At 70.0% G+C, this 17,419-nt stretch carries 16 protein-coding genes; 10 read left to right on the forward strand and 6 right to left on the reverse strand.

The genetic code is table 11. The annotated features are described in order from the left end of the window. Positions 1-7: 7 nt before the first annotated feature. Positions 8-1,828, forward strand: coding sequence for a glutamine--fructose-6-phosphate transaminase (isomerizing) (glmS, locus tag ACYVIO_RS36710; RefSeq protein WP_460655594.1), 1,821 nt, complete (start codon positions 8-10; stop codon positions 1,826-1,828). Positions 1,829-1,887: 59 nt separating this feature from the next. Beyond that, positions 1,888-3,054, forward strand: coding sequence for a nucleotide sugar dehydrogenase (locus tag ACYVIO_RS36715; protein ID WP_460655595.1), 1,167 nt, complete (start codon positions 1,888-1,890; stop codon positions 3,052-3,054). Positions 3,055-3,057: 3 nt separating this feature from the next. Here the strand turns inward: ACYVIO_RS36715 and glsA are convergent, their stop codons facing one another. Then, entirely contained in the window at positions 3,058-4,419 is a 1,362-nt protein-coding gene (glsA, locus tag ACYVIO_RS36720; RefSeq protein WP_460655596.1) for a glutaminase A, read from the reverse strand. Between the two features lie 114 nt (positions 4,420-4,533). Between glsA and ACYVIO_RS36725 the strand changes: the two genes are divergently transcribed. Next, on the forward strand, positions 4,534-5,616 hold the full coding sequence (locus tag ACYVIO_RS36725) for an esterase-like activity of phytase family protein (protein ID WP_460655597.1): 1,083 nt from the start codon (positions 4,534-4,536) through the stop codon (positions 5,614-5,616). A gap of 46 nt (positions 5,617-5,662) precedes the next feature. Further along, entirely contained in the window at positions 5,663-6,586 is a 924-nt protein-coding gene (locus ACYVIO_RS36730) for an FAD-dependent oxidoreductase (RefSeq protein WP_460655598.1), read from the forward strand. Here ACYVIO_RS36730 and pdxR read toward each other — a convergent pair. Continuing rightward, entirely contained in the window at positions 6,569-7,960 is a 1,392-nt protein-coding gene (gene pdxR / locus ACYVIO_RS36735) for a MocR-like pyridoxine biosynthesis transcription factor PdxR (RefSeq protein WP_460655599.1), read from the reverse strand. The two genes, ACYVIO_RS36730 and pdxR, sit on opposite strands and share 18 nt — an antisense overlap. Before the next feature lie 46 nt (positions 7,961-8,006). Between pdxR and ACYVIO_RS36740 the strand changes: the two genes are divergently transcribed. Together ACYVIO_RS36740 and ACYVIO_RS36745 are read left to right on the forward strand one after the other, a co-directional pair. Then, positions 8,007-8,471 (forward strand): carboxymuconolactone decarboxylase family protein, encoded by a 465-nt coding sequence (locus ACYVIO_RS36740; protein ID WP_460655600.1) that lies wholly within the window; start codon positions 8,007-8,009, stop codon positions 8,469-8,471. 7 nt (positions 8,472-8,478) lie between these two features. Further along, positions 8,479-9,183, forward strand: coding sequence for an isocitrate lyase/PEP mutase family protein (locus ACYVIO_RS36745; protein ID WP_460655601.1), 705 nt, complete (start codon positions 8,479-8,481; stop codon positions 9,181-9,183). Here ACYVIO_RS36745 and ACYVIO_RS36750 read toward each other — a convergent pair. Further along, positions 9,176-10,000, reverse strand: a complete 825-nt coding sequence (locus tag ACYVIO_RS36750) for an alpha/beta hydrolase family protein (RefSeq protein ID WP_460655602.1) — start codon at positions 9,998-10,000, stop codon at positions 9,176-9,178. The two genes, ACYVIO_RS36745 and ACYVIO_RS36750, sit on opposite strands and share 8 nt — an antisense overlap. After that, positions 9,997-11,922, reverse strand: a complete 1,926-nt coding sequence (locus tag ACYVIO_RS36755) for a hypothetical protein (protein ID WP_460655603.1) — start codon at positions 11,920-11,922, stop codon at positions 9,997-9,999. Before ACYVIO_RS36755 ends, ACYVIO_RS36750 begins: the two co-directional genes overlap by 4 nt. Positions 11,923-12,004: 82 nt before the next feature. Between ACYVIO_RS36755 and ACYVIO_RS36760 the strand changes: the two genes are divergently transcribed. Beyond that, positions 12,005-12,496, forward strand: coding sequence for a pyridoxamine 5'-phosphate oxidase family protein (locus ACYVIO_RS36760; RefSeq protein WP_460655604.1), 492 nt, complete (start codon positions 12,005-12,007; stop codon positions 12,494-12,496). Here the strand turns inward: ACYVIO_RS36760 and ACYVIO_RS36765 are convergent. Beyond that, positions 12,493-14,469: a protein meaA gene (locus ACYVIO_RS36765; RefSeq protein ID WP_460655605.1), complete on the reverse strand. Its 1,977-nt coding sequence runs from the start codon at positions 14,467-14,469 to the stop codon at positions 12,493-12,495. The two genes, ACYVIO_RS36760 and ACYVIO_RS36765, sit on opposite strands and share 4 nt — an antisense overlap. A 141-nt stretch (positions 14,470-14,610) precedes the next feature. Continuing rightward, positions 14,611-14,943, reverse strand: coding sequence for an STAS domain-containing protein (locus ACYVIO_RS36770; protein WP_460655606.1), 333 nt, complete (start codon positions 14,941-14,943; stop codon positions 14,611-14,613). 126 nt (positions 14,944-15,069) lie between these two features. Between ACYVIO_RS36770 and ACYVIO_RS36775 the strand changes: the two genes are divergently transcribed. The 3 genes from ACYVIO_RS36775 to ACYVIO_RS36785 all read left to right on the forward strand — a co-directional run bounded on the left by ACYVIO_RS36775 (position 15,070) and on the right by ACYVIO_RS36785 (position 17,377). After that, positions 15,070-15,411, forward strand: a complete 342-nt coding sequence (locus ACYVIO_RS36775; protein WP_460655607.1) for a hypothetical protein — start codon at positions 15,070-15,072, stop codon at positions 15,409-15,411. Positions 15,412-15,603: 192 nt separating this feature from the next. Further along, a complete protein-coding gene (locus ACYVIO_RS36780; RefSeq protein WP_460655608.1) occupies positions 15,604-16,239 on the forward strand; it encodes an RNA polymerase sigma factor in 636 nt (211 codons plus the stop codon). A 1-nt stretch (position 16,240) separates the two neighbouring features. Then, positions 16,241-17,377, forward strand: coding sequence for a CU044_5270 family protein (locus tag ACYVIO_RS36785; protein ID WP_460655609.1), 1,137 nt, complete (start codon positions 16,241-16,243; stop codon positions 17,375-17,377). The last annotated feature ends 42 nt before the right edge of the window (positions 17,378-17,419 follow it).

Genomic DNA, 17,419 nt, shown 5'->3' on the forward strand with positions numbered 1-17,419 from the left:
CCCTTCCATGTGCGGAATCGTCGGGTACGTCGGCACCAAGCCGGCCGCGCCCATCCTGGTGGACGGCCTGGCCCGGCTGGAGTACCGCGGATACGACTCGGCAGGTGTCGCGGTGGTCGGCTCCAGCGAGCTGAAGATCCACAAGGACGCCGGCCGCGTCCGTGAGCTCGAGGCCTCGCTGCCCAAGCGCTTCGGTGGCAAGGTCGGCATCGGCCACACCCGCTGGGCCACCCACGGCGGCCCGAGCAAGGACAACGCGCACCCGCACGCCAGCGGCAACGAGCGGATCGCGGTCGTGCACAACGGCATCTTCGACAACGCCGGTGTCCTGCGCGCCCAACTGGAGGACGCCGGCGTCAAGCTGCGCTCCGACACCGACACCGAGGTGCTCGCCCACCTGATCGAGCAGGCCGAGGGCGACACGCTCGAGGACAAGGTGCTGGCCGCCCTGCGCCGGATCGAGGGCACCTACGGCATCGCCGTGGTCGACCTGGACTTCCCCGACCGGATCGTGGTCGCCCGCAACGGCAGCCCGCTGATCCTCGGCGTCGGCGACGGCGAGATGCACGTCGCCTCCGACGCGGCCGCGCTGATCCGCTACACCCGCCAGGTCGTCTACCTGGACGACGGCGAGCTGGCCACCGTCCGCGCCGACGGCTACCGCACCTTCACCCAGGACTCGCGGACCACGACCAAGACCGAGAAGACGGTCGAGTGGGACGCCGAGGAGTTCGAGCGCGGCGCGCACGAGCACTTCATGGTCAAGGAGATCCACGAGCAGCCCGAGGCCGTCCAGCGGGTCATCCGCGGCCGGCTCGACGAGCGCTTCCACGCCGTTCACCTGGGCGGTCTGAACATGGACGCCCGGGAGGCCCGCGAGATCAAGCGGGTCAAGATCCTCGGCTGCGGTTCGGCGTACTACGCCGGTCAGCTCGGGGCGCAGTTCATCGAGGAGGTCGCCCGGATCCCCGCCGACGCCGAGCCGGCGTCGGAGTTCCGCTACCGCAACCCAGTGGTCGAGCGGGACACCCTGTACGTCGCGGTCAGCCAGTCCGGCGAGACGCTGGACACCCTGGTCGCCGTCCAGGAGCTCAAGCGCAAGGGCGGCCGCGTGATCGGCCTGGTGAACGCGGTCGGCTCGAGCATCGCCCGTGAGGTCGACGGCGGCGTCTACCTGCACGCCGGTCCGGAGGTGTCGGTCGCCTCGACCAAGGCGCTGACCAACATGGCGGTCGGGTTCGCGATGCTCGGCATCCACCTGGGCCGGATCCGCGACGTCTCCCCCGCCGACGGTCGCCGGCTGATCGACGGCCTGAAGAAGATTCCGCAGCAGATCCAGGCCATCGTCGACACCGAAGAGGAACTGGCCGAGATCGCCGGCCGGCTGGCCAAGCACGAGAGCCTCTTCTTCGTCGGCCGCACCCGGGGCTACCCGGTCGCTCGCGAGGGCGCGCAGAAGCTCAAGGAGATCTCCTACCGGCACGCCGAGGCGTACCAGACCTCCGAGCTCAAGCACGGCCCGCTCGCGCTGATCTCGCCCGACGTACCGACCGTCGCGATCGTGCCGGACGACGAACTGCTGGACCGCAACATCGGCGCCCTGCACGAGATCGCCGCGCGCTCGGGCCCCCTGTACGTCGTGACGCACCCGGGCGTCGTCGTACCCGACGGTGCGGCCGCGGTCATCCGGGTCCCGAAGAACGAGCCGGAGCTCGACCCGATCCTGCTCACCATCCCGCTGCAGCTGCTGGCCTACCACGCGTCGGTCGCGCTCGGCCACGACGTCGACAAGCCGCGCAACCTGGCCAAGTCGGTCACGGTCGAGTAGCCCGTACGACGGTGGGCTGCTCCCCGCGAGCAGCTCACCGCCGGGTAACCTCCTTGCCCATGAAGATCGCCGTCGCAGGCCTGGGGTACGTCGGACTCTCGAACGCTGCCATCCTGGCGCAGCACAACGAGGTCGTCGCCGTAGACATCGCCCAGGAGCGCGTGGACCTGGTCAACCGCCAGGAGAGCCCGTTCGTCGACGAGGACCTGTCGAAGTTCCTGGCCACCGCGCCTCTGAACCTCCGCGCCACCACCGAGGCCGACGAGGTCTACGCCGCGGCGGACTACGTCGTGATCGCGACCCCGACCGACTACGACCCGACGACGCTCAACTTCGACACCTCGTCGGTGGAGTCGGTGATCCGGAAGGTCGTCGAGGTCTCGCCGACCGCCGTACCGGTGGTCAAGTCGACGGTCCCGGTCGGGTTCAGCGAGCGGATGACGGCCCAGTACGGCCGCCAGGTCGTGTTCTCGCCGGAGTTCCTCCGCGAGGGCCACGCGCTGCACGACAACCTCAACCCCGCCCGGATCATCGTCGGCGACGACACCCCGGCGGCCCGGCTGTTCGCGGACCTCCTGCTGGCAGGCTCCGCCCGGCCGGACACCCCGGTCCTCGCGACCCGATCGACCGAGGCCGAGGCGATCAAGCTCTTCTCGAACACCTACCTGGCCATGCGGGTCGCCTTCTTCAACGAGCTGGACACCTTCGCGGCCCAGCACGACCTCAGCACCCGGGCGATCATCGACGGCGTCAGCCTGGAGCCGCGGATCGGCGCCGGCTACAACAACCCGTCGTTCGGGTACGGCGGCTACTGCCTGCCCAAGGACACCCGGCAGATGCTGGCCAGCTACGACAACATCCCCCAGCGGCTGATGAAGGCGATCGTCGAGTCGAACTCGACCCGCAAGGACTTCGTCGCCGAGCAGATCCTGGCCGGCAAGCCCGAGACCGTGGGCATCCACCGCCTGGTGATGAAGGAGGGCTCGGACAACTTCCGGTCCTCCAGCGTGATCGGGATCGTGAACCGGCTCAAGGACGCCGGCGTCAAGGTCGTCATCCACGAGCCGGCGCTGGACGCCGACGCGTTCGAGGGCCTGCGGGTGATCAACGACCTCGACGAGTTCAAGCGCACCGCGAACGTCATCGTGGCCAACCGCCTGACCGGTGAGCTCGCGGACGTCGCGGACCGCGTCTACACCCGCGACGTCTTCCACATGGACGAGTAGAGGTCAGCGCTGCCGGTCGCCCTGGCGATCGGCACCTGCTGGGACCTGCGGCCGTGCCGCGGCGGCGGCGACAGTGTGCCGCGAGTTAGCCGGCGGCATTCCCCCGAGAGCCCGTCGTGAGGCATCCACAGCGCTGCCGAGCTCTCGTGAAGCGCCCAGACTCTTGTACGGGTGCAGCCCGAACTTCTCGACCAGCTGCCGGCAGACCTCCACCCCGCGCACGGAGTTCCCCGCCTCGTCCAACCGCGGTGAGAACGTCACGACCGCCATCCGCTTCTCCGGCACCACCATCATCACGTTGCCCGAGACGCCGCTCTTGGCGGGCAGCCCGACCTGGTCCGAGAACTTGCCGGAGTCGTTGTACATCCCGCTGTGCCCCATCACCGACAACACCCGGCCCGCGGTCTCCTGGGAGAACACCCGCTCACCGCTGTACGGCGCAACGCCACCGTTCGCCAGCGTCGCACCCGCCGCGGCCAGCCCGGCCGCGTCCACCTGCAGCGAGCACACCGCGAAGTAGAACTCGGCCGCCTTCTGCGGTGCGTCCCGGTCCGTCGGGTCCATGCGCAGCATCTCCCGGGCCGCCATCAGGTTGGCCAGTCCCCGGTTGCCGTGGCCGGTGTCCCGCTCGGCCAGGAACGTGCGGTGGTCGAAGCCCGGCGGGCGGCCCATCAGCTTCGCCCAGGTCTGCTCGACCCGAGCGAAGCGCTCGGACACCTCGACGTCCGGCTCGACCAGGGCCAGCGTCGCGATCGCTCCGGCGTTGATCATCGGGTTCTGCGGCTTGCCCGCCGCGTCCAGGGACAGCTTCGGATCGTTGAAGGTCCCGCCGCTCTGCTCCTGGCCGACCCAGGTGTGCACCTCGCCCGCGCCGAACTGCTCCAGCGCCATCGCGTAGCTGAACGGCTTGGAGGTCGACTGGATGCTGAACCCGGCGCCCGTGTCGCCGATCTGGAACCCCTGGCCGTCCGCCGTACAGACTGCGATCGCGAAGCGGTCCGGATCCGCGTTCTTCAGCGTGGGGATGTACTGCGCGACCTGGCCCGAGCGGTCCGGCAGCAGGTCGGCGTAGATCTCCTCGATGCCGCGGGTGAGCTCCTGGAACTCCGTGCGCGGCACCACGAGGTCACCCTGCAGCGCACGCCGCACGACGGGCTCCCGGGCGACCTCCGCGAACTGCTCGCGGTCGAGCCACTCCGGCTGTCCGGGCTCGAACGGGCGGCCCGCGGCCAGCGCGTTCCCGATCGCGCGCTCGACCCGCGGGTCGTCGCCGCGCAGTCCCGACTGCCGCAGCTCCTCGAGCAGCTTCCACTTCCAGACCACGTTGGCGCGGTCGGTGTCGAGCGACCGAAACAGGTTGTCCATGGCACCAGAGCCTGTCCGGGCGGTGTTTCCAGTGCGGATCCCCCGCGTTACAGGGCGATCAACCTGCGTGGAGTAGGTTTTTCGGCAGCCCTGTCCTCGTTCCGGAGGTTCCTGATGCGCTGGAAGTCCACGCTGTCCACAGCCGTCGTACTCGTGTCCCTGGCGGCACCGCTGACCGCGGCGGCCTCCCCCGGTCACAGTGGCGGCAGCTGCTCACGGGACGCGCGCTTCCTCGGGTTCACCGACAGCCTGGACAAGACGACGTACGCCGGGCAGAAGGTTTCCGGCCTGTCCGCGCTCAACGTGACGCGGCCCGGCCACGCGGTCGCACTCGTGGACAACGTGCAGACCAGCCCGGCCCGCGTGTTCGACCTGCGGATCAGCGGCAAGCCCACCGTGTCCGTCGACGGGATGACCATCCTGACGCGGCCCGACGGTACGCCGTACACGGGCGCCGACTTCGACGGCGAAGGCCTCGTCGTCGAGCGCGGCGAGCGGACCATCCTGGCGACGTCGGAGCGCGAGCCCACGATCCGGCGCTTCCGGCTCTCGGACGGCAAGGAGATCGCATCGCTGCCGGTCCCCGCGCGCTTCCAGGTCGCGCCGGCCGGTCAGGCGACCGGCAACACGACCTTCGAGTCGCTCGCCGTGAGTCCCGACGGCTTCTCCCTGTACGCCGGAATGGAAGGCCCGCTCAGTCCCGACGGCGCCGACGCCGCCGGCCGCAACAACAACCGCATCATCCGGTACGCCGGCCTGCCGGGCCACGCCTACAAGCCCGTCGCCCAGCTCGCCTACAAGACCGACCCCGGCCTGAACCTGGTCGAGCTGGCGGTCGTCGGCCGCAACCAACTCGTGTCGATGGAGCGCACGTACGTCCCGGACGTCGGCAACACCATCCGCGTCTTCTCGGTCTCCACCCAGCACGCGCCGGACGTCAGCAAGCGTGAGTCGATCGCCAACGCCCCCGCGAAGGACTTCGTCCAGAAGAAGCTCCTGTTCGACCTGGTCGACTGCCCGCCGTCCGGTGCCGTCGCCAAGCAGCCGCAGCCGAACCCGTTGCTCGACAACGTCGAGGCGCTGGCCCTCGGCGGCTACCTGCCCGGCGGCCGTCGCCAGCTGTTCCTGCTGTCCGACGACAACGACGGACCGACCCAGATCACCCGGCTCTACTCGCTTGCCGTAAATCTGCACTGACCCCTGTGACTGGCGGGGACAGTGGTGAACGGGTGACAATCTGTGGATGCGCGTGATCGTGGTGGGTGCCGGCGTGATCGGGCTGAGTTCGGCGGTCCGACTGGCTGAGGCTGGGTACGACGTCGGGGTGTTCGCGCGGGATCTGCCGCTGGAGACGACGTCGGCGGTGGCCGCGGCGATCTGGTACCCGTTCCTGTCGGCTCCGGCCGAGCGGGTCGCCGGGTGGGCCCGGACGACGTACGGCGAACTGGTGGAGCTGTCGGCCAACGAGCCGTCGGTGCAGCTGCGGCGTGGGCGGGAGTACCTGACCCAGTCGACTCCGGTCCCTGGCTGGGCGGACGTGCTCACCGATTTCGCGCGGATCGGAGCGCCGCCGAAGGGGTTCAAGGACGGCTGGTCGTTCACCACTCCGGTGGTCGAGACGCCGCTCTATCTGCAGTACTTGGTCAAGCGGCTCGAGGCTGCCGGTGGGTCGCTGACCCGGTCCGCCCTGTCAGCCCTGCCGAACACGGCTGACGTCGTCGTGAACTGCGCGGGGCTCGGCTCCCGACTCACGGCCGGCGACCCGACCGTCACGCCGGTCCGCGGGCAGGTGCTGACCGTAGAGCAGTTCGGCCTGACCGAGTGGCTGCTGGCCGACGAGAGCCCGACGGACCTCACGTACGTCGTACCGCGGTCCAACGACATCGTCATCGGTGGCACCAGCCAGCCCGACAGCTGGGACCTGGCCGTCCGGCCGAACACAGCCGAGGCGATCCTTGCCAGGGCAGCCGTACACATCCCGCAGCTCAAGCAGGCCAAGGTGATCAAGCACCGCGTCGGCCTGCGTCCGGCGCGTCCGGCGGTCCGCTGCGAGAGCGTCCGCGTCGGCGACCGGACCGTCGTGCACTGCTACGGCCACGGCGGTTCCGGCGTCACCCTGTCGTGGGGCTGCGCCGACGAGGTCCTCGCGCTAGTCAAGAACGCCTAGCACCTGGCAGAGCAGGTCCAGCGCGCCGGAGTACGCGTGGTCCGGCGGTGTGCCGTAGCCGACGACGAGCGCCTGGCGCGTCGAGGCGCTGTTGAAGTGGTACGCGTTCAGGTTGGCGACGCCGAGTCCCTGGCGGGCGGCCCGGTCGACCACGTCCTGAGCGTCGCCCGGTACGTCGAGCAGAACGTGCAGACCGGCCGAGATACCTGCGACCCGTACGCCTGGCGCGCGGACGCCGAGCAGCTCGACCAGGCGGTCGCGGCGACGGCGGTAGTGCAGTCGGGAGCGGCGTACGTGCCGGTCGTAGTGACCCGACTCGATGTACTCGGCCAGGATCAGCTGGTCGAGCGTGGCGGTCTGCAGGTCCGCAGTGCGCTTCGCGGCGAGCAGCGGCTCCATCAGCTGCTGCGGCACGACCATCCAGGCCAGCCGCAGTCCGGGCGCGAGGCTCTTGCTCGCCGTACCGGTGTAGACGACTCGCTCCGGATCCAGCGTCTGCAGCGCGCCGACGGTCTGCCGGTCGTAGCGGAACTCGCCGTCGTAGTCGTCCTCGATCAAAACTGCGCCGGTTGACCGGGCCCACTCCAGGGCCGCCGTACGCCGCTCTGCCACCAGCGGCACGCCGGTCGGCATCTGGTGGGCCGGAGTGAGCAGGACGGCCTGGCCGGTCAGCTGGTCAGGCAGTACGCCGTACTCGTCGACGGCGACCGGTGCTGCGGTCAGGCCGCGGGTCCTGATCACGTCCCAGTGCAGGCTGTAGCCGTACTCCTCCACGCCGATCGTGGTGGCGCCCTGGTTGCGCAGGGTCTCGCTCAGCAGGTTGAGGGCCTGAACGTAGCCGGAGCAGATCAGGATGCGATCCGGGTCGGCGTGGACGCCGCGGGCCCGGGCCAGGTAGTCGGCGAGCATCCGCCGCAGCTCGGGCCGGCCACGCGGATCGCCGTAGCCGAAGGCGTCGTTGGGAGCAGCCGACAGCGCCTTGCGTGCCGCGGCGAGCCACTCGGTCCGCGGGAACGTGGCGACGTCGGGCGAGCCGGGCAGCAGGTCGTAGCGGAAGCGGCGCCTCATCGGCCGTTCGGTCGGCGCAGGAGGCGGGTCCACGCCGGGACGGCCGGCGACGACGGTGCCGGACCCCTGTCGCGCAGTCAGCCAGCCCTCGGCGACCAACTGGCCGTAGGCGTCCGCAACGGTGTTCCGGGCGATGCCCAGGTCCTTGGCGAGCGTCCGGGACGACGGCAGCCGGGTGCCGGGGACCAGCCGGCCACTGCGGATCGAGGTGTGCAGGGCGGACACCAGATCGGCTCGGCCGCGGCTGCCGGTCAGGTCCAGGTGCAGATCCGCGCCCGCCTCGGAATTGGCCCTTCCATCCGTCATGGAAGTGGACCATACTCCTGGGCCGGTTCGCGGCTAGCGTGGCGGTATGAGTACAACGACGAAGCGACGGGTGAAGGTGGCCTCGCTGGCCCCCGAGTTCTACCAGGCGATGATCGCGCTGGACGCGCAGTCCGCGACCGGCCTGGACCCCCTGCTGGCACACCTGGTCCGGATCCGCGCCTCGCAGCTGAACGGCTGTGCCTACTGCCTGGACATGCACACCCTGGACGCCCGGCACGAGGGCGAGACCGAGCAGCGGCTGCACCTGGTCGCCGCGTGGCGCGAGGCCGGCAAGTTCTTCACCGAGCAGGAGCGCGCCGCGCTGGCACTGACCGAGTCGATCACGCTGATCAGCGTCGACAAGGTGCCCGACGACGTGTACGACGCGGCCGCCGAGCAGTTCGCCGACAAGGAGCTGGCGCAGCTGATCAGCCTGATCATCTGCATCAACGCCTGGAACCGGATCGGCGTCACCAACCGCCTCGAGCCCGGCCACTACTCCCCGAGCTGAGGCGTCGATGAGCCAAGCCGAGACGCTGCGCGCACTGCACCACGGCGACACCCCACTGCTGCTGCCGAACGCCTGGGACCCGGTCAGCGCCCGGATCGTCGCCGAAGCCGGCTACCCGGCGGTGGCGACCAGCAGCGGAGCGGCCGCGCGGGTGCTGGGGTACGACGACGGCCAGCTGACTCCACCGGAGGAGATGTTCGCTGTGGTCGCCCGGATGGTCCGGGTGGTCGACGTACCGGTCACTGCGGACCTGGAGGCCGGGTACGGGCTGAGCCCGCGGGAGTTCGCGGAGCGGCTGCTGGAGACCGGCGCTGCGGGCTGCAACCTGGAGGACTCGACCGGGAGCGGGCTGACGTCGCCGGAGCAGCACGCGGACTACCTGGCCGGCGTACGGGAGGTTGCCGGAGCCGATCTGGTCGTCAACGCACGCATCGACACGTTCCTGCACGGCGGAACGGTCGCCGACGCGATCACTCGCGGCCGGGCCTACCGGCGTGCCGGGGCGGACTGTGTGTACCCGATCTTCGCGCCGGTGGAGTCGATCGCCGAGCTGAAGGAAGGCATCGGCGGGCCGCTCAACGCGCACGCGGCACCGAACGGTCCGACGGCAGCGCAGCTCGTCGCAGCCGGTGCCACTCGGATCTCGTACGGCACCAGCCTGCACACGCACCTGATGGACACCTTCCGCAAGCTGCTGCCTGAGCTCAGCTGAGCAGCCGCAGGGCCTCCTTGCGACAGGTCGCCCAGGCGTCGTGCTTCGGGTCGATCAGCTCGAAGTGCCCGACACCTGGCAGCTCGGTGAGCACGACGTCGCCGCCAGCCTTCCTCGCGGCGGCCAGGTACCGCTGGCTCTGGTCCAGCGGCACCTGGCCGTCGCGGGTGCCGTGGACCAGGGCGACCGGGACCTTCAACGGCAGCTGCTCGTACGGCGAACAAGCGGCGTACCGCTTCTTGTCCTGCGTCGGTGTGGCGCCCATCAGCTGGACGACTGCGTCACCGCCGACCTGAGCGTCGTACGCGTTGATCAGGTCGAGCACTCCGGCCTGGGAGACCGCGCCCTTCAACGCCACGCGTCCTGAGCGGCCGGCAGCCCAGACGGCCAGGTGTCCCCCGGCCGAGTGCCCGACGGCGACCACCTGATCGACAGCGATGCGCGGCTGGTCCGCCAGCGCGTCGATGGCCGCGCCGACGTCGTCGAAGGTCATCGGCCAGCCACCGCCGTTGCCGACCCGCCGGTACTCGATCGCGTAGCCCGCCACGCCGTTCTTGGCCAGGTCCTCGGCCAGCGGCGTGGCCAGCTCCTTGCCGTACCCGCTCATCCAGAACCCGCCGTGGATCACCACCACCGCCGGGACCTTCTCCGAGCCCGGCGGAAGGTAGAGGTCAGCGACCTGCGAGTCGTCGTCGCCGTAGGTGATTTCCAGCGGACCCCCCTCGGAGCTGGTGGACACCGAACCGGAGCAGCCGGTGAGGGCAGCTGCACCGGCCCCCGCCAGAGCGGCTTTGACGAGCAGGCGGCGAGTCATCATGGGGAGTGGTTCGTCCCCAGCGACTCTGCGGATAGGCGCAGGGCGTAGACCAGCGCCCAGTCCTGGTCGTTGGCCAGCGGGTCGGCCACGTGGGCGGGAAGGTTGTTGACCGCGCTGGGGTAGACGAACGCGCAGGTGGCCGAGCCGTCCGGGTGGAAGTTGGCCAGGTTGGCCCGGAGGATCGCCTCGCCTGCTGCCTGCAGTTCGTCGGTCGGCCAAGTCAGGTAGACCGCTGCACTGAGCACGGACCAGTAGTGCGGGAAGACGTCGCCCCACAGCCGCAGCAGGCCGAACCAGTAGCCGTCCCAGTGGCGGATGGGGATGTGCCGCAGGCGCACGTCGGGCTGGTCCGCGGCGAAGGCCGTCAGCCAGGGCAGGCGACGGGTCAGCTCGGTCAGGTCGACCATGCCTTCCTTGTACGCCGCCAGCAGCAGCTCCAGCAGCGGGGCGACCATCGACTGCTCGTAGTTGACCTCGTGCGGCGGCAGGTCGTCGCCGTACTCGATGAAGGCCGCCGCGTGCCGGCGCAGGTGCTCCCGCATGCGCGAGGCCGTCTCCGCAGGCGTCACCGCAGCCAGCGCCCGCAGCAGCGGGCCGAGGTCGAAGGCGAGGAAGTGGTCGCCGCCGAGCGCGTAGTACCGGTCGAGGACGCGTACGGCGCCGTCGACATCGCCCTGGCCGAGCAGGAAGCGGGCGAACCACGGGAAGTTGTACAGCCGGGTCCGGCTCTCGTGCAGGCTGTCGTCCGCGACCGTGCCGTCCGCCGCGACCAGGTGCTCCATGACGAACTGCTGATAACCGGCCAGGGCCTCGTCCAGCTCGGCGCGCGAGCCCCACCCGAGGTCGCGCGCCTCCTGCAGGAGCAGCGCGGTGCCGATCCGCTCCCGCGCGTCGGACCAGTCGCGCCAGCCGCCCGACAGGAGCCGCAGTCCCGTACGGGCGTCGTACGGGACGAAGGAGAAGCGCCGGCTGTCGCTCAGCTCGACCGGGCGCTGGTGGTCGAGGACGAACCGGATCCGGCGCTCGACGATCTCGCGCAGCGGCTCGTGGAAGAGCAGCCCGACGCGGGACCTGACCTTGCCGTCGGTGACCTCGACGTATTCGACGCCAGGCTCCGAGCCGACAACCGACGAAGGCCCGCTGACCCCATCCGCAAGCTCCAGCGACAGCGATGACCCGACCAGCCCAGCCAGCACCGGCGCAGAGACCAGCGGCTGCCAGCTCGCCCGGAAGTCCGCCAGCGAGTCGAACCACTCCAGCTGCCAGGTCCACCGGTACGACTCCCCCGGAGCCAGCACCACAGGCTCCTGCCCGCCCAGAGCATGCGGCGCCCGAGCGTGGTCCGTCACGTGCAGGTAGAGATGCCCACGGCTGTTGCTGCTCGTCTCCGTGTCCCGCGACTCGACCGAGTACGCCCACAGCTCGCCCTCGATCAGCCGCAGCCCCAGACCGGGCCCGCTGCCGTCCATCGGCTGCGCCCAGACCCAGGAGTCCGCACCGCCGGTCCACACGTGAGCGTGGACCGCGCCGCGCAGGCTCTCGCGGCTGGAGCTGTAGAGGTCACGCCACGGAGTACTGACCGCCAGCGAGCCGATCTCGACAGCCCCCGCACTGGTGTTGCGCAGCTCGTAGGTCTCCGTCCACCGCTCCCCGAACCGCCGTCCCACCCGCAGCTCCAACGGGCCGAGGCGGTACAGCAAGTCGATCCCGCTCGAACGCCAGCGAGTGAAGACCGGCGCATCGAAGCGATAGCTCCCGGCCGAGGTGATCACGAACCCCTTGCCCCAGTGGTGCGTCGGGTCGTGCCAGGCCCCGTCCGAGAGCAGCATCGAGTGCCCGCGCACCGGATGCTGCACGGCCGAGACCGCCCCGTCGTCGCCTACTTCGACCTGCCCGGCCCCGACCGCGAAAGTTTCCGGCATTTTCCCAACCTAGCGATGTCGAGAGCCGTCGAGCAGCTTCGTCCCCCTGATGTAAGACCCCGACGACGACAAGGAACCAGAGATGAACCAGCACGAGATCGCCGAGATCCTGGCCAAGCCGTACGCGCAGCAGCTGCTGTTCGGCGATCAGCCGGCCCGGTTCTCCTACGTCGCCCTGAACGGTGAGCCGCGGGTGATCCCGATCGGCTTCCACTTCGACGGCGAGAAGCTGCAGAGCTTCACCATCCCGAAGTCGGCCAAGGTCAAGGCACTGCGCAAGAACCCGCGGGTCGCGCTCACCATCGACAAGGCGGCCTTCCCCCCGAAGGTGCTGCTGATCCGCGGCAGCGTCGAGCTGACGCTCGAGGACGGCGTACCGGAGGAGTACATCGTCTCCGGCAAGAAGGTGATGACGGACGAGCAGCACGTCGACTGGACCGCCGGAGTGAAGGACCTGTACGACGAGATGGTCCGCATCACCCTCACCCCGGACTGGGTCAAGCTGCTCGACTTCGAGACCACGCTCCCCAAGGACGTGGAGGACCTGATCAGGGCCAAGCAGGCCCAGGGCTAGAGACCGTGCGCGCGGCGGATGACGTCGACGACGTCGGACATCATGCCGGTCAGGTCGTAGTCCTTCGGGGTGTAGACGGCGGCGACGCCTGCTGATTTCAGCGCGCGGGCGTCGCCGTCCGGCACGATGCCGCCGACCACGACCGGTACGTCGGACAGGCCGGCCGCGTGCAGCCCGGCGACCACCTGCGGGACGAGTTCCATGTGGGAGCCGGACAGGATCGACAGGCCGACGCAGTGCACGTCCTCGGCGACCGCGGCGGCGACGATCTGCTCGGGTGTCAGCCGGATGCCCTGGTAGATCACCTCGAACCCGACGTCACGAGCCCGTACGGCGACCTGCTCGGCGCCGTTCGAGTGCCCGTCCAGGCCCGGCTTGCCGACCAGGAACCGCAGCCGCCCGCCCAGCTCCTCGGCCGTCGCCGCGACCTTCGTCCGTACGGCGGCGATCTCGGCCCCGGCACCGGAAACCCCGACCGAGCCCGACACTCCGGTCGGCGCCCGGTACTCGCCGAACATCTCCCGCAGTACGCCGGACCACTCGCCCGTCGTCACCCCGGCCCGTACACAGGTCAGCGTCGCAGGCATCAGGTTGTCGGTCCCCTTCGCGGCCTCACGCAACGACGCCAGAGCAGCCTCGACAGCCGAAGCGTCCCGCGCGGAACGCCACTGCTCCAGTGACTTCAACGCAGCCGCCTCGGCGCCCGGGTCAGCCGTCTGGATCGCGGTGTCCAGGTCGGCGGTCAGCGGCGACGGCTCGGTGTTCTCGAACTTGTTGACCCCGACCACGACGTGCTCGCCGGACTCGATCCGCTGCCGCCGTTCGGCGTGGGACGCGACCAGCGCCTGCTTCAGGTACCCGGTCTCGACGGCCGCGACCGCGCCGCCCATCGCCTGGACCCGGTCGATCTCCTCGCGAGCGCCCTCGACCAGCTCGGCGACCTTCGCCTCGATCACGTGCGAGCCGTCGAAGATGTCCTCGTACTCCAGCAGGTCCGACTCGTACGCGAGCACCTGCTGCATTCGCAGCGACCACTGCTGGTCCCACGGCCGCGGCAGGCCGAGCGCCTCGTTCCAGGCCGGCAGCTGGACGGCGCGGGCGCGCGCGTTCTTCGACAGCGTCACGCCGAGCATCTCCAGCACGATCCGCTGCACGTTGTTCTCCGGCTGCGCCTCGGTCAGGCCGAGCGAGTTCACCTGGACGCCGTACCGCAGGCGCCGCGCCTTGGCCGACGTCACGCCGTACCGCTGCTCGGTGATCTCGTCCCACAGCTTCACGAAGGCCCGCATCTTGCAGGTCTCCTCGACGAACCGGACGCCGGCGTTGACGAAGAACGAGATCCGCTGCACCACGTCGCCGAACCGTTCCGGCGGCACCTGGCCGCCGTCGCGGACGCGATCCAGGACGGCGATCGCCGTCGACAGCGCGAAGGCCAGCTCCTGCACCGGCGTCGCGCCGGCCTCCTGCAGGTGGTAGCTGCAGATGTTGATCGGGTTCCATTGCGGAACGTTGGTCACCGTGTACGCGATCAGGTCCGTGGTCAGCCGCAGCGACGCGTCCGGCGGGAACGCGTAGGTCCCGCGGGACAGGTACTCCTTGACGATGTCGTTCTGCGTCGTACCGGTCAGCTCGTCCGGCGTCGCGCCCTGCTCCTGCGCGGCGACCTGGTAGAGCGCGAGCAGCCACATCGCGGTGGCGTTGATCGTCATCGACGTGTTCATCTGCGCGAGCGGGATCTCGTCGAACAGCGCCCGTACGTCGCCCAGGTGCGCGACCGGTACACCGACCTTGCCGACCTCGCCCTTGGCCAGCACGTGGTCCGGGTCGTAGCCGGTCTGCGTGGGCAGGTCGAAGGCGACCGAGAGCCCGGTCTGGCCCTTGGCCAGGTTGCGCCGGAACAGCGCGTTGGACTCGGCCGCCGACGAGTGGCCGGCGTACGTGCGCATCACCCAGGGTCGGTCCTTCGCGGTCATGTACCCGAGAGTAGGACTGTGTGCCCTTGTGAGTCCGCAGCTCGTGACGGGTGTCACCAGCGGCTTAGATCACAGGCACCGAGCTCTGGACAGGGCTCCGCCACGCGGGGTCGTCCCCGCGCGCGAGCGTCGGTCGTCCGCCTACGCGGAGATCGGGAGCGGGGTCCTTTCGACCGCCAGGATCCGGTGCAGCCGGGTGACCGCGAGGATCCGGACCACCGAGGGAACCGGGTGCCGCAGGACGAGGCGTCGCCCGAGCAGCTGGGTCCGGCGGTGGGTGGCGACCAGCAGGCCGAGCCCGGTGGCGTCGACCGCGTCGACCGCCTCCAGATCGACCACCACGTCGCCGTCGGTCCGATCTATCAGGTCGTTGAGAAGTTGACGAACGTCGCCCACCGAGCGGACGTCGAGCAGCCCGGCGAGGCGGACCACATTGTCGTTGACGGAACTTGCGTTTGGGGTCGGTGCGAGCATGTCCGTGCCCTCCGCTCTTCCGGCAGCCCCCGAGTTGGCCGCACTGCAGCGTGTGTTGGTAAAGACTCCCCGGGGACCCGGAAGGTTGCCAAGACCTCAGGACCTTTCCATTCTCGAGAAGATCTGGTGCGAGACACTGTGACTGTGTTCGCCGACCGGTACTTTCTCTTCCCCGTGGTCGCCATCGCCCTGATCGGCGGAGTGGTGCTGCTGTGCCGCTGGGCGTTCTCGCGACCCAAGGGCGGCTCGCTGGTGCGCCGTACTGACTACTCCCCGGCCGAAAAGGACAAGTTCGGACTACTCGTCGACGTCCGGACCACGAAGTCGTACAACGAGGCCCGGGTCGCGGTGTCGAAGCTGAAGGACCTGGGCATCAAGGCGACCGCCGCGCGGACCAAGGACGGCTGGTCGGTCTACGTCTGGCCCGCCGACGAGGCGGCCGCGCGAGGCTTTCTCGACCACTCCTGACCACTCTCGTCCGCCGAATCCTCCCGCCGTGACCACCGGCGGGCACCTTCGCGCGTCAACGTCGCGGTGCAGTCGGCGGGGTACGAGAAGGGTTCTGGGGACATCGGACAAGAACAGGGTGAGCCGAACGGCAGCGCCGCTGCCACGGGCCCCACGCAGGGACCTGACCAGGCCGGTCGAGTGAGGAGCTCGATGACCCCCGACCTCGCGCTGGCGACCGTCGCGTTGCCAGGCCGCCCGGCCGCCGTACGGGCCCAGGTCGTACCCGACGAGGACGCCCGGCTCCTGGAGTCGACCGTGCGCAGTCCCGACCGGTTCACGCTGATCTTCGACAAGTACTTCCCGCAGGTGCACGCGTACGTCGCCCGCCGGCTCGGCCCGGACCTGGCCGACGACCTGTCCTCGGAGACCTTCCTGATCGCGTTCCGGCAGCGGGACCGGTTCGACAGCCGCAGCGGTGTGGTCCGGGCCTGGCTGTACGGCATCGCGACCAACCTGATCCGCCGGCACCGGCGGGACGAGGTCCGGGCCTGGCGGGCGACTGCCAAGCTGCCGCTGCCCCTGCCGTCCGGCGGGCACGAGGAGCGGGTCGCTGCGCAGGTCACCGCCGAGCAGGCTGGCCGCCAACTGGCCGCCGGCCTCGCCAAGGTGTCCAGCAAGGACCGCGAGGTGCTGATGCTGGTCGCGCTCGGCGGACTGAGCTACGACGAGGTCGCGGCCGCACTGGGGATCGCGTACGGCACGGTCTGCTCGCGGTTGTCGCGCGCGAGACGCGTCGTACGGGAGCATCTGGGCAACACCGACCCGACCAAGCTGGAGGAGGACTGAGATGGACGACCTCGACAAGCTCCGCTCGGCCTTCCCCGAGCCGTCCGGTCCGACGCCTGAGGCGACGGCGAAGGCCCGGCGTGAGCTGGAGGCGCTGGTCAGGGCTGAGACGACTCCGCCGAGCAGAGTCAGCCGCTGGTACGCCGCTGCGCGCTCTGGTCGGGTGGGGATCGTGCTGACCGCTGCTGCGGCCACGGTCGCGCTGGTTGCGCTGGCGACGCCTGTGCTGCTCTCCCCCGGCTCTGGCCCGGATGCTGCACCAGTGCCTGGTACGACGTCGGTGCCGCAGCTGCGGACTGCCAGTCAGGTGCTGCTGGACCTGGCGGTCAAGCAGGAGCAGAACGAGAAGGTCTCCGGCAAGTACTTCCGGGTGCGGAGCCTGCAGCTGCGCGGGACGACGACGGTCGGCAAGCCGCCGTACAAGCTGGAGCGGCGGAACATCACCGAGAGCTGGATGCCGATGAAGGTCGGTGTCGAGTCCTGGTTCGGCTGGGTCGACCTGGGGGCTCGGCCGGCGACTCCGGCCGACACGGCGCTGTGGAAGGCGCAGGGGTCGCCGCGGTCGTGGCAGCTGTCGTACGAGGTGGACCCGGTGACGATGGCGCCGGGTGAGCCCGTGGTGAACAAGATGACCTTCGACCAGGTGCCGCCGGGGTACTACCTGAGTGGGATCAAACCGGTCACCGCGCAGCAGATCCAGGCCCTGCCGACCGATCCGGAGAAGCTGCGCGCGGTGCTCTCCGCCAACGCCGATCCGGGGGCGTCCGACAGCGAGATCGACTACCAGGTGTTCAGCGCGGCCGGGCGGTTGCTGTTCGAGATGCCGTCGCCGCCCAAGCTGCGTGGTGCTGCTCTGCGGGTGCTGTCGATGCTGCCGGGCACGAAGTTCGAGGTGAACGTGAAGGACCCGATCGGCAGGACCGGTACGGCGTTCAGCTACGAGTGGGCCGGCCGCGGCGGCAAGCCCGGCGCCGAGCCGACCATGATCAACGACGGCCGCACCCGGTACGTCGTCGACACCACCACCGGCCGCCTGCTCAGCTCCGAGTCCATCGGCCTGAAAGCCGGCGCCAGCGTCGTCCTCGAATCCGGCTGGACCGACGACAGGCCCACCCCGCCCTCCAAAGCCGTTCGCTGACGAGGAGGGGGTAGGAGAGCGCCCGGGCCTCGGGGGCCGAGC

Source organism: Kribbella endophytica, assembly GCF_054781295.1.

Coding starts and splice junctions, on each gene's coding strand:
- ACYVIO_RS36785 (WP_460655609.1), top strand. CDS start 16,241: ATGGACGACCTCGACAAGCTCCGCTCGGCCTTCCCCGAGCCGTCCGGT.
- ACYVIO_RS36760 (WP_460655604.1), top strand. CDS start 12,005: ATGAACCAGCACGAGATCGCCGAGATCCTGGCCAAGCCGTACGCGCAG.
- glsA (WP_460655596.1), bottom strand. CDS start 4,419: ATGGACAACCTGTTTCGGTCGCTCGACACCGACCGCGCCAACGTGGTC.
- ACYVIO_RS36730 (WP_460655598.1), top strand. CDS start 5,663: ATGCGCGTGATCGTGGTGGGTGCCGGCGTGATCGGGCTGAGTTCGGCG.
- ACYVIO_RS36715 (WP_460655595.1), top strand. CDS start 1,888: ATGAAGATCGCCGTCGCAGGCCTGGGGTACGTCGGACTCTCGAACGCT.
- ACYVIO_RS36725 (WP_460655597.1), top strand. CDS start 4,534: ATGCGCTGGAAGTCCACGCTGTCCACAGCCGTCGTACTCGTGTCCCTG.
- ACYVIO_RS36765 (WP_460655605.1), bottom strand. CDS start 14,469: ATGACCGCGAAGGACCGACCCTGGGTGATGCGCACGTACGCCGGCCAC.
- ACYVIO_RS36745 (WP_460655601.1), top strand. CDS start 8,479: ATGAGCCAAGCCGAGACGCTGCGCGCACTGCACCACGGCGACACCCCA.
- ACYVIO_RS36740 (WP_460655600.1), top strand. CDS start 8,007: ATGAGTACAACGACGAAGCGACGGGTGAAGGTGGCCTCGCTGGCCCCC.
- pdxR (WP_460655599.1), bottom strand. CDS start 7,960: ATGACGGATGGAAGGGCCAATTCCGAGGCGGGCGCGGATCTGCACCTG.
- ACYVIO_RS36770 (WP_460655606.1), bottom strand. CDS start 14,943: ATGCTCGCACCGACCCCAAACGCAAGTTCCGTCAACGACAATGTGGTC.
- ACYVIO_RS36780 (WP_460655608.1), top strand. CDS start 15,604: ATGACCCCCGACCTCGCGCTGGCGACCGTCGCGTTGCCAGGCCGCCCG.
- ACYVIO_RS36755 (WP_460655603.1), bottom strand. CDS start 11,922: ATGCCGGAAACTTTCGCGGTCGGGGCCGGGCAGGTCGAAGTAGGCGAC.
- glmS (WP_460655594.1), top strand. CDS start 8: ATGTGCGGAATCGTCGGGTACGTCGGCACCAAGCCGGCCGCGCCCATC.
- ACYVIO_RS36750 (WP_460655602.1), bottom strand. CDS start 10,000: ATGATGACTCGCCGCCTGCTCGTCAAAGCCGCTCTGGCGGGGGCCGGT.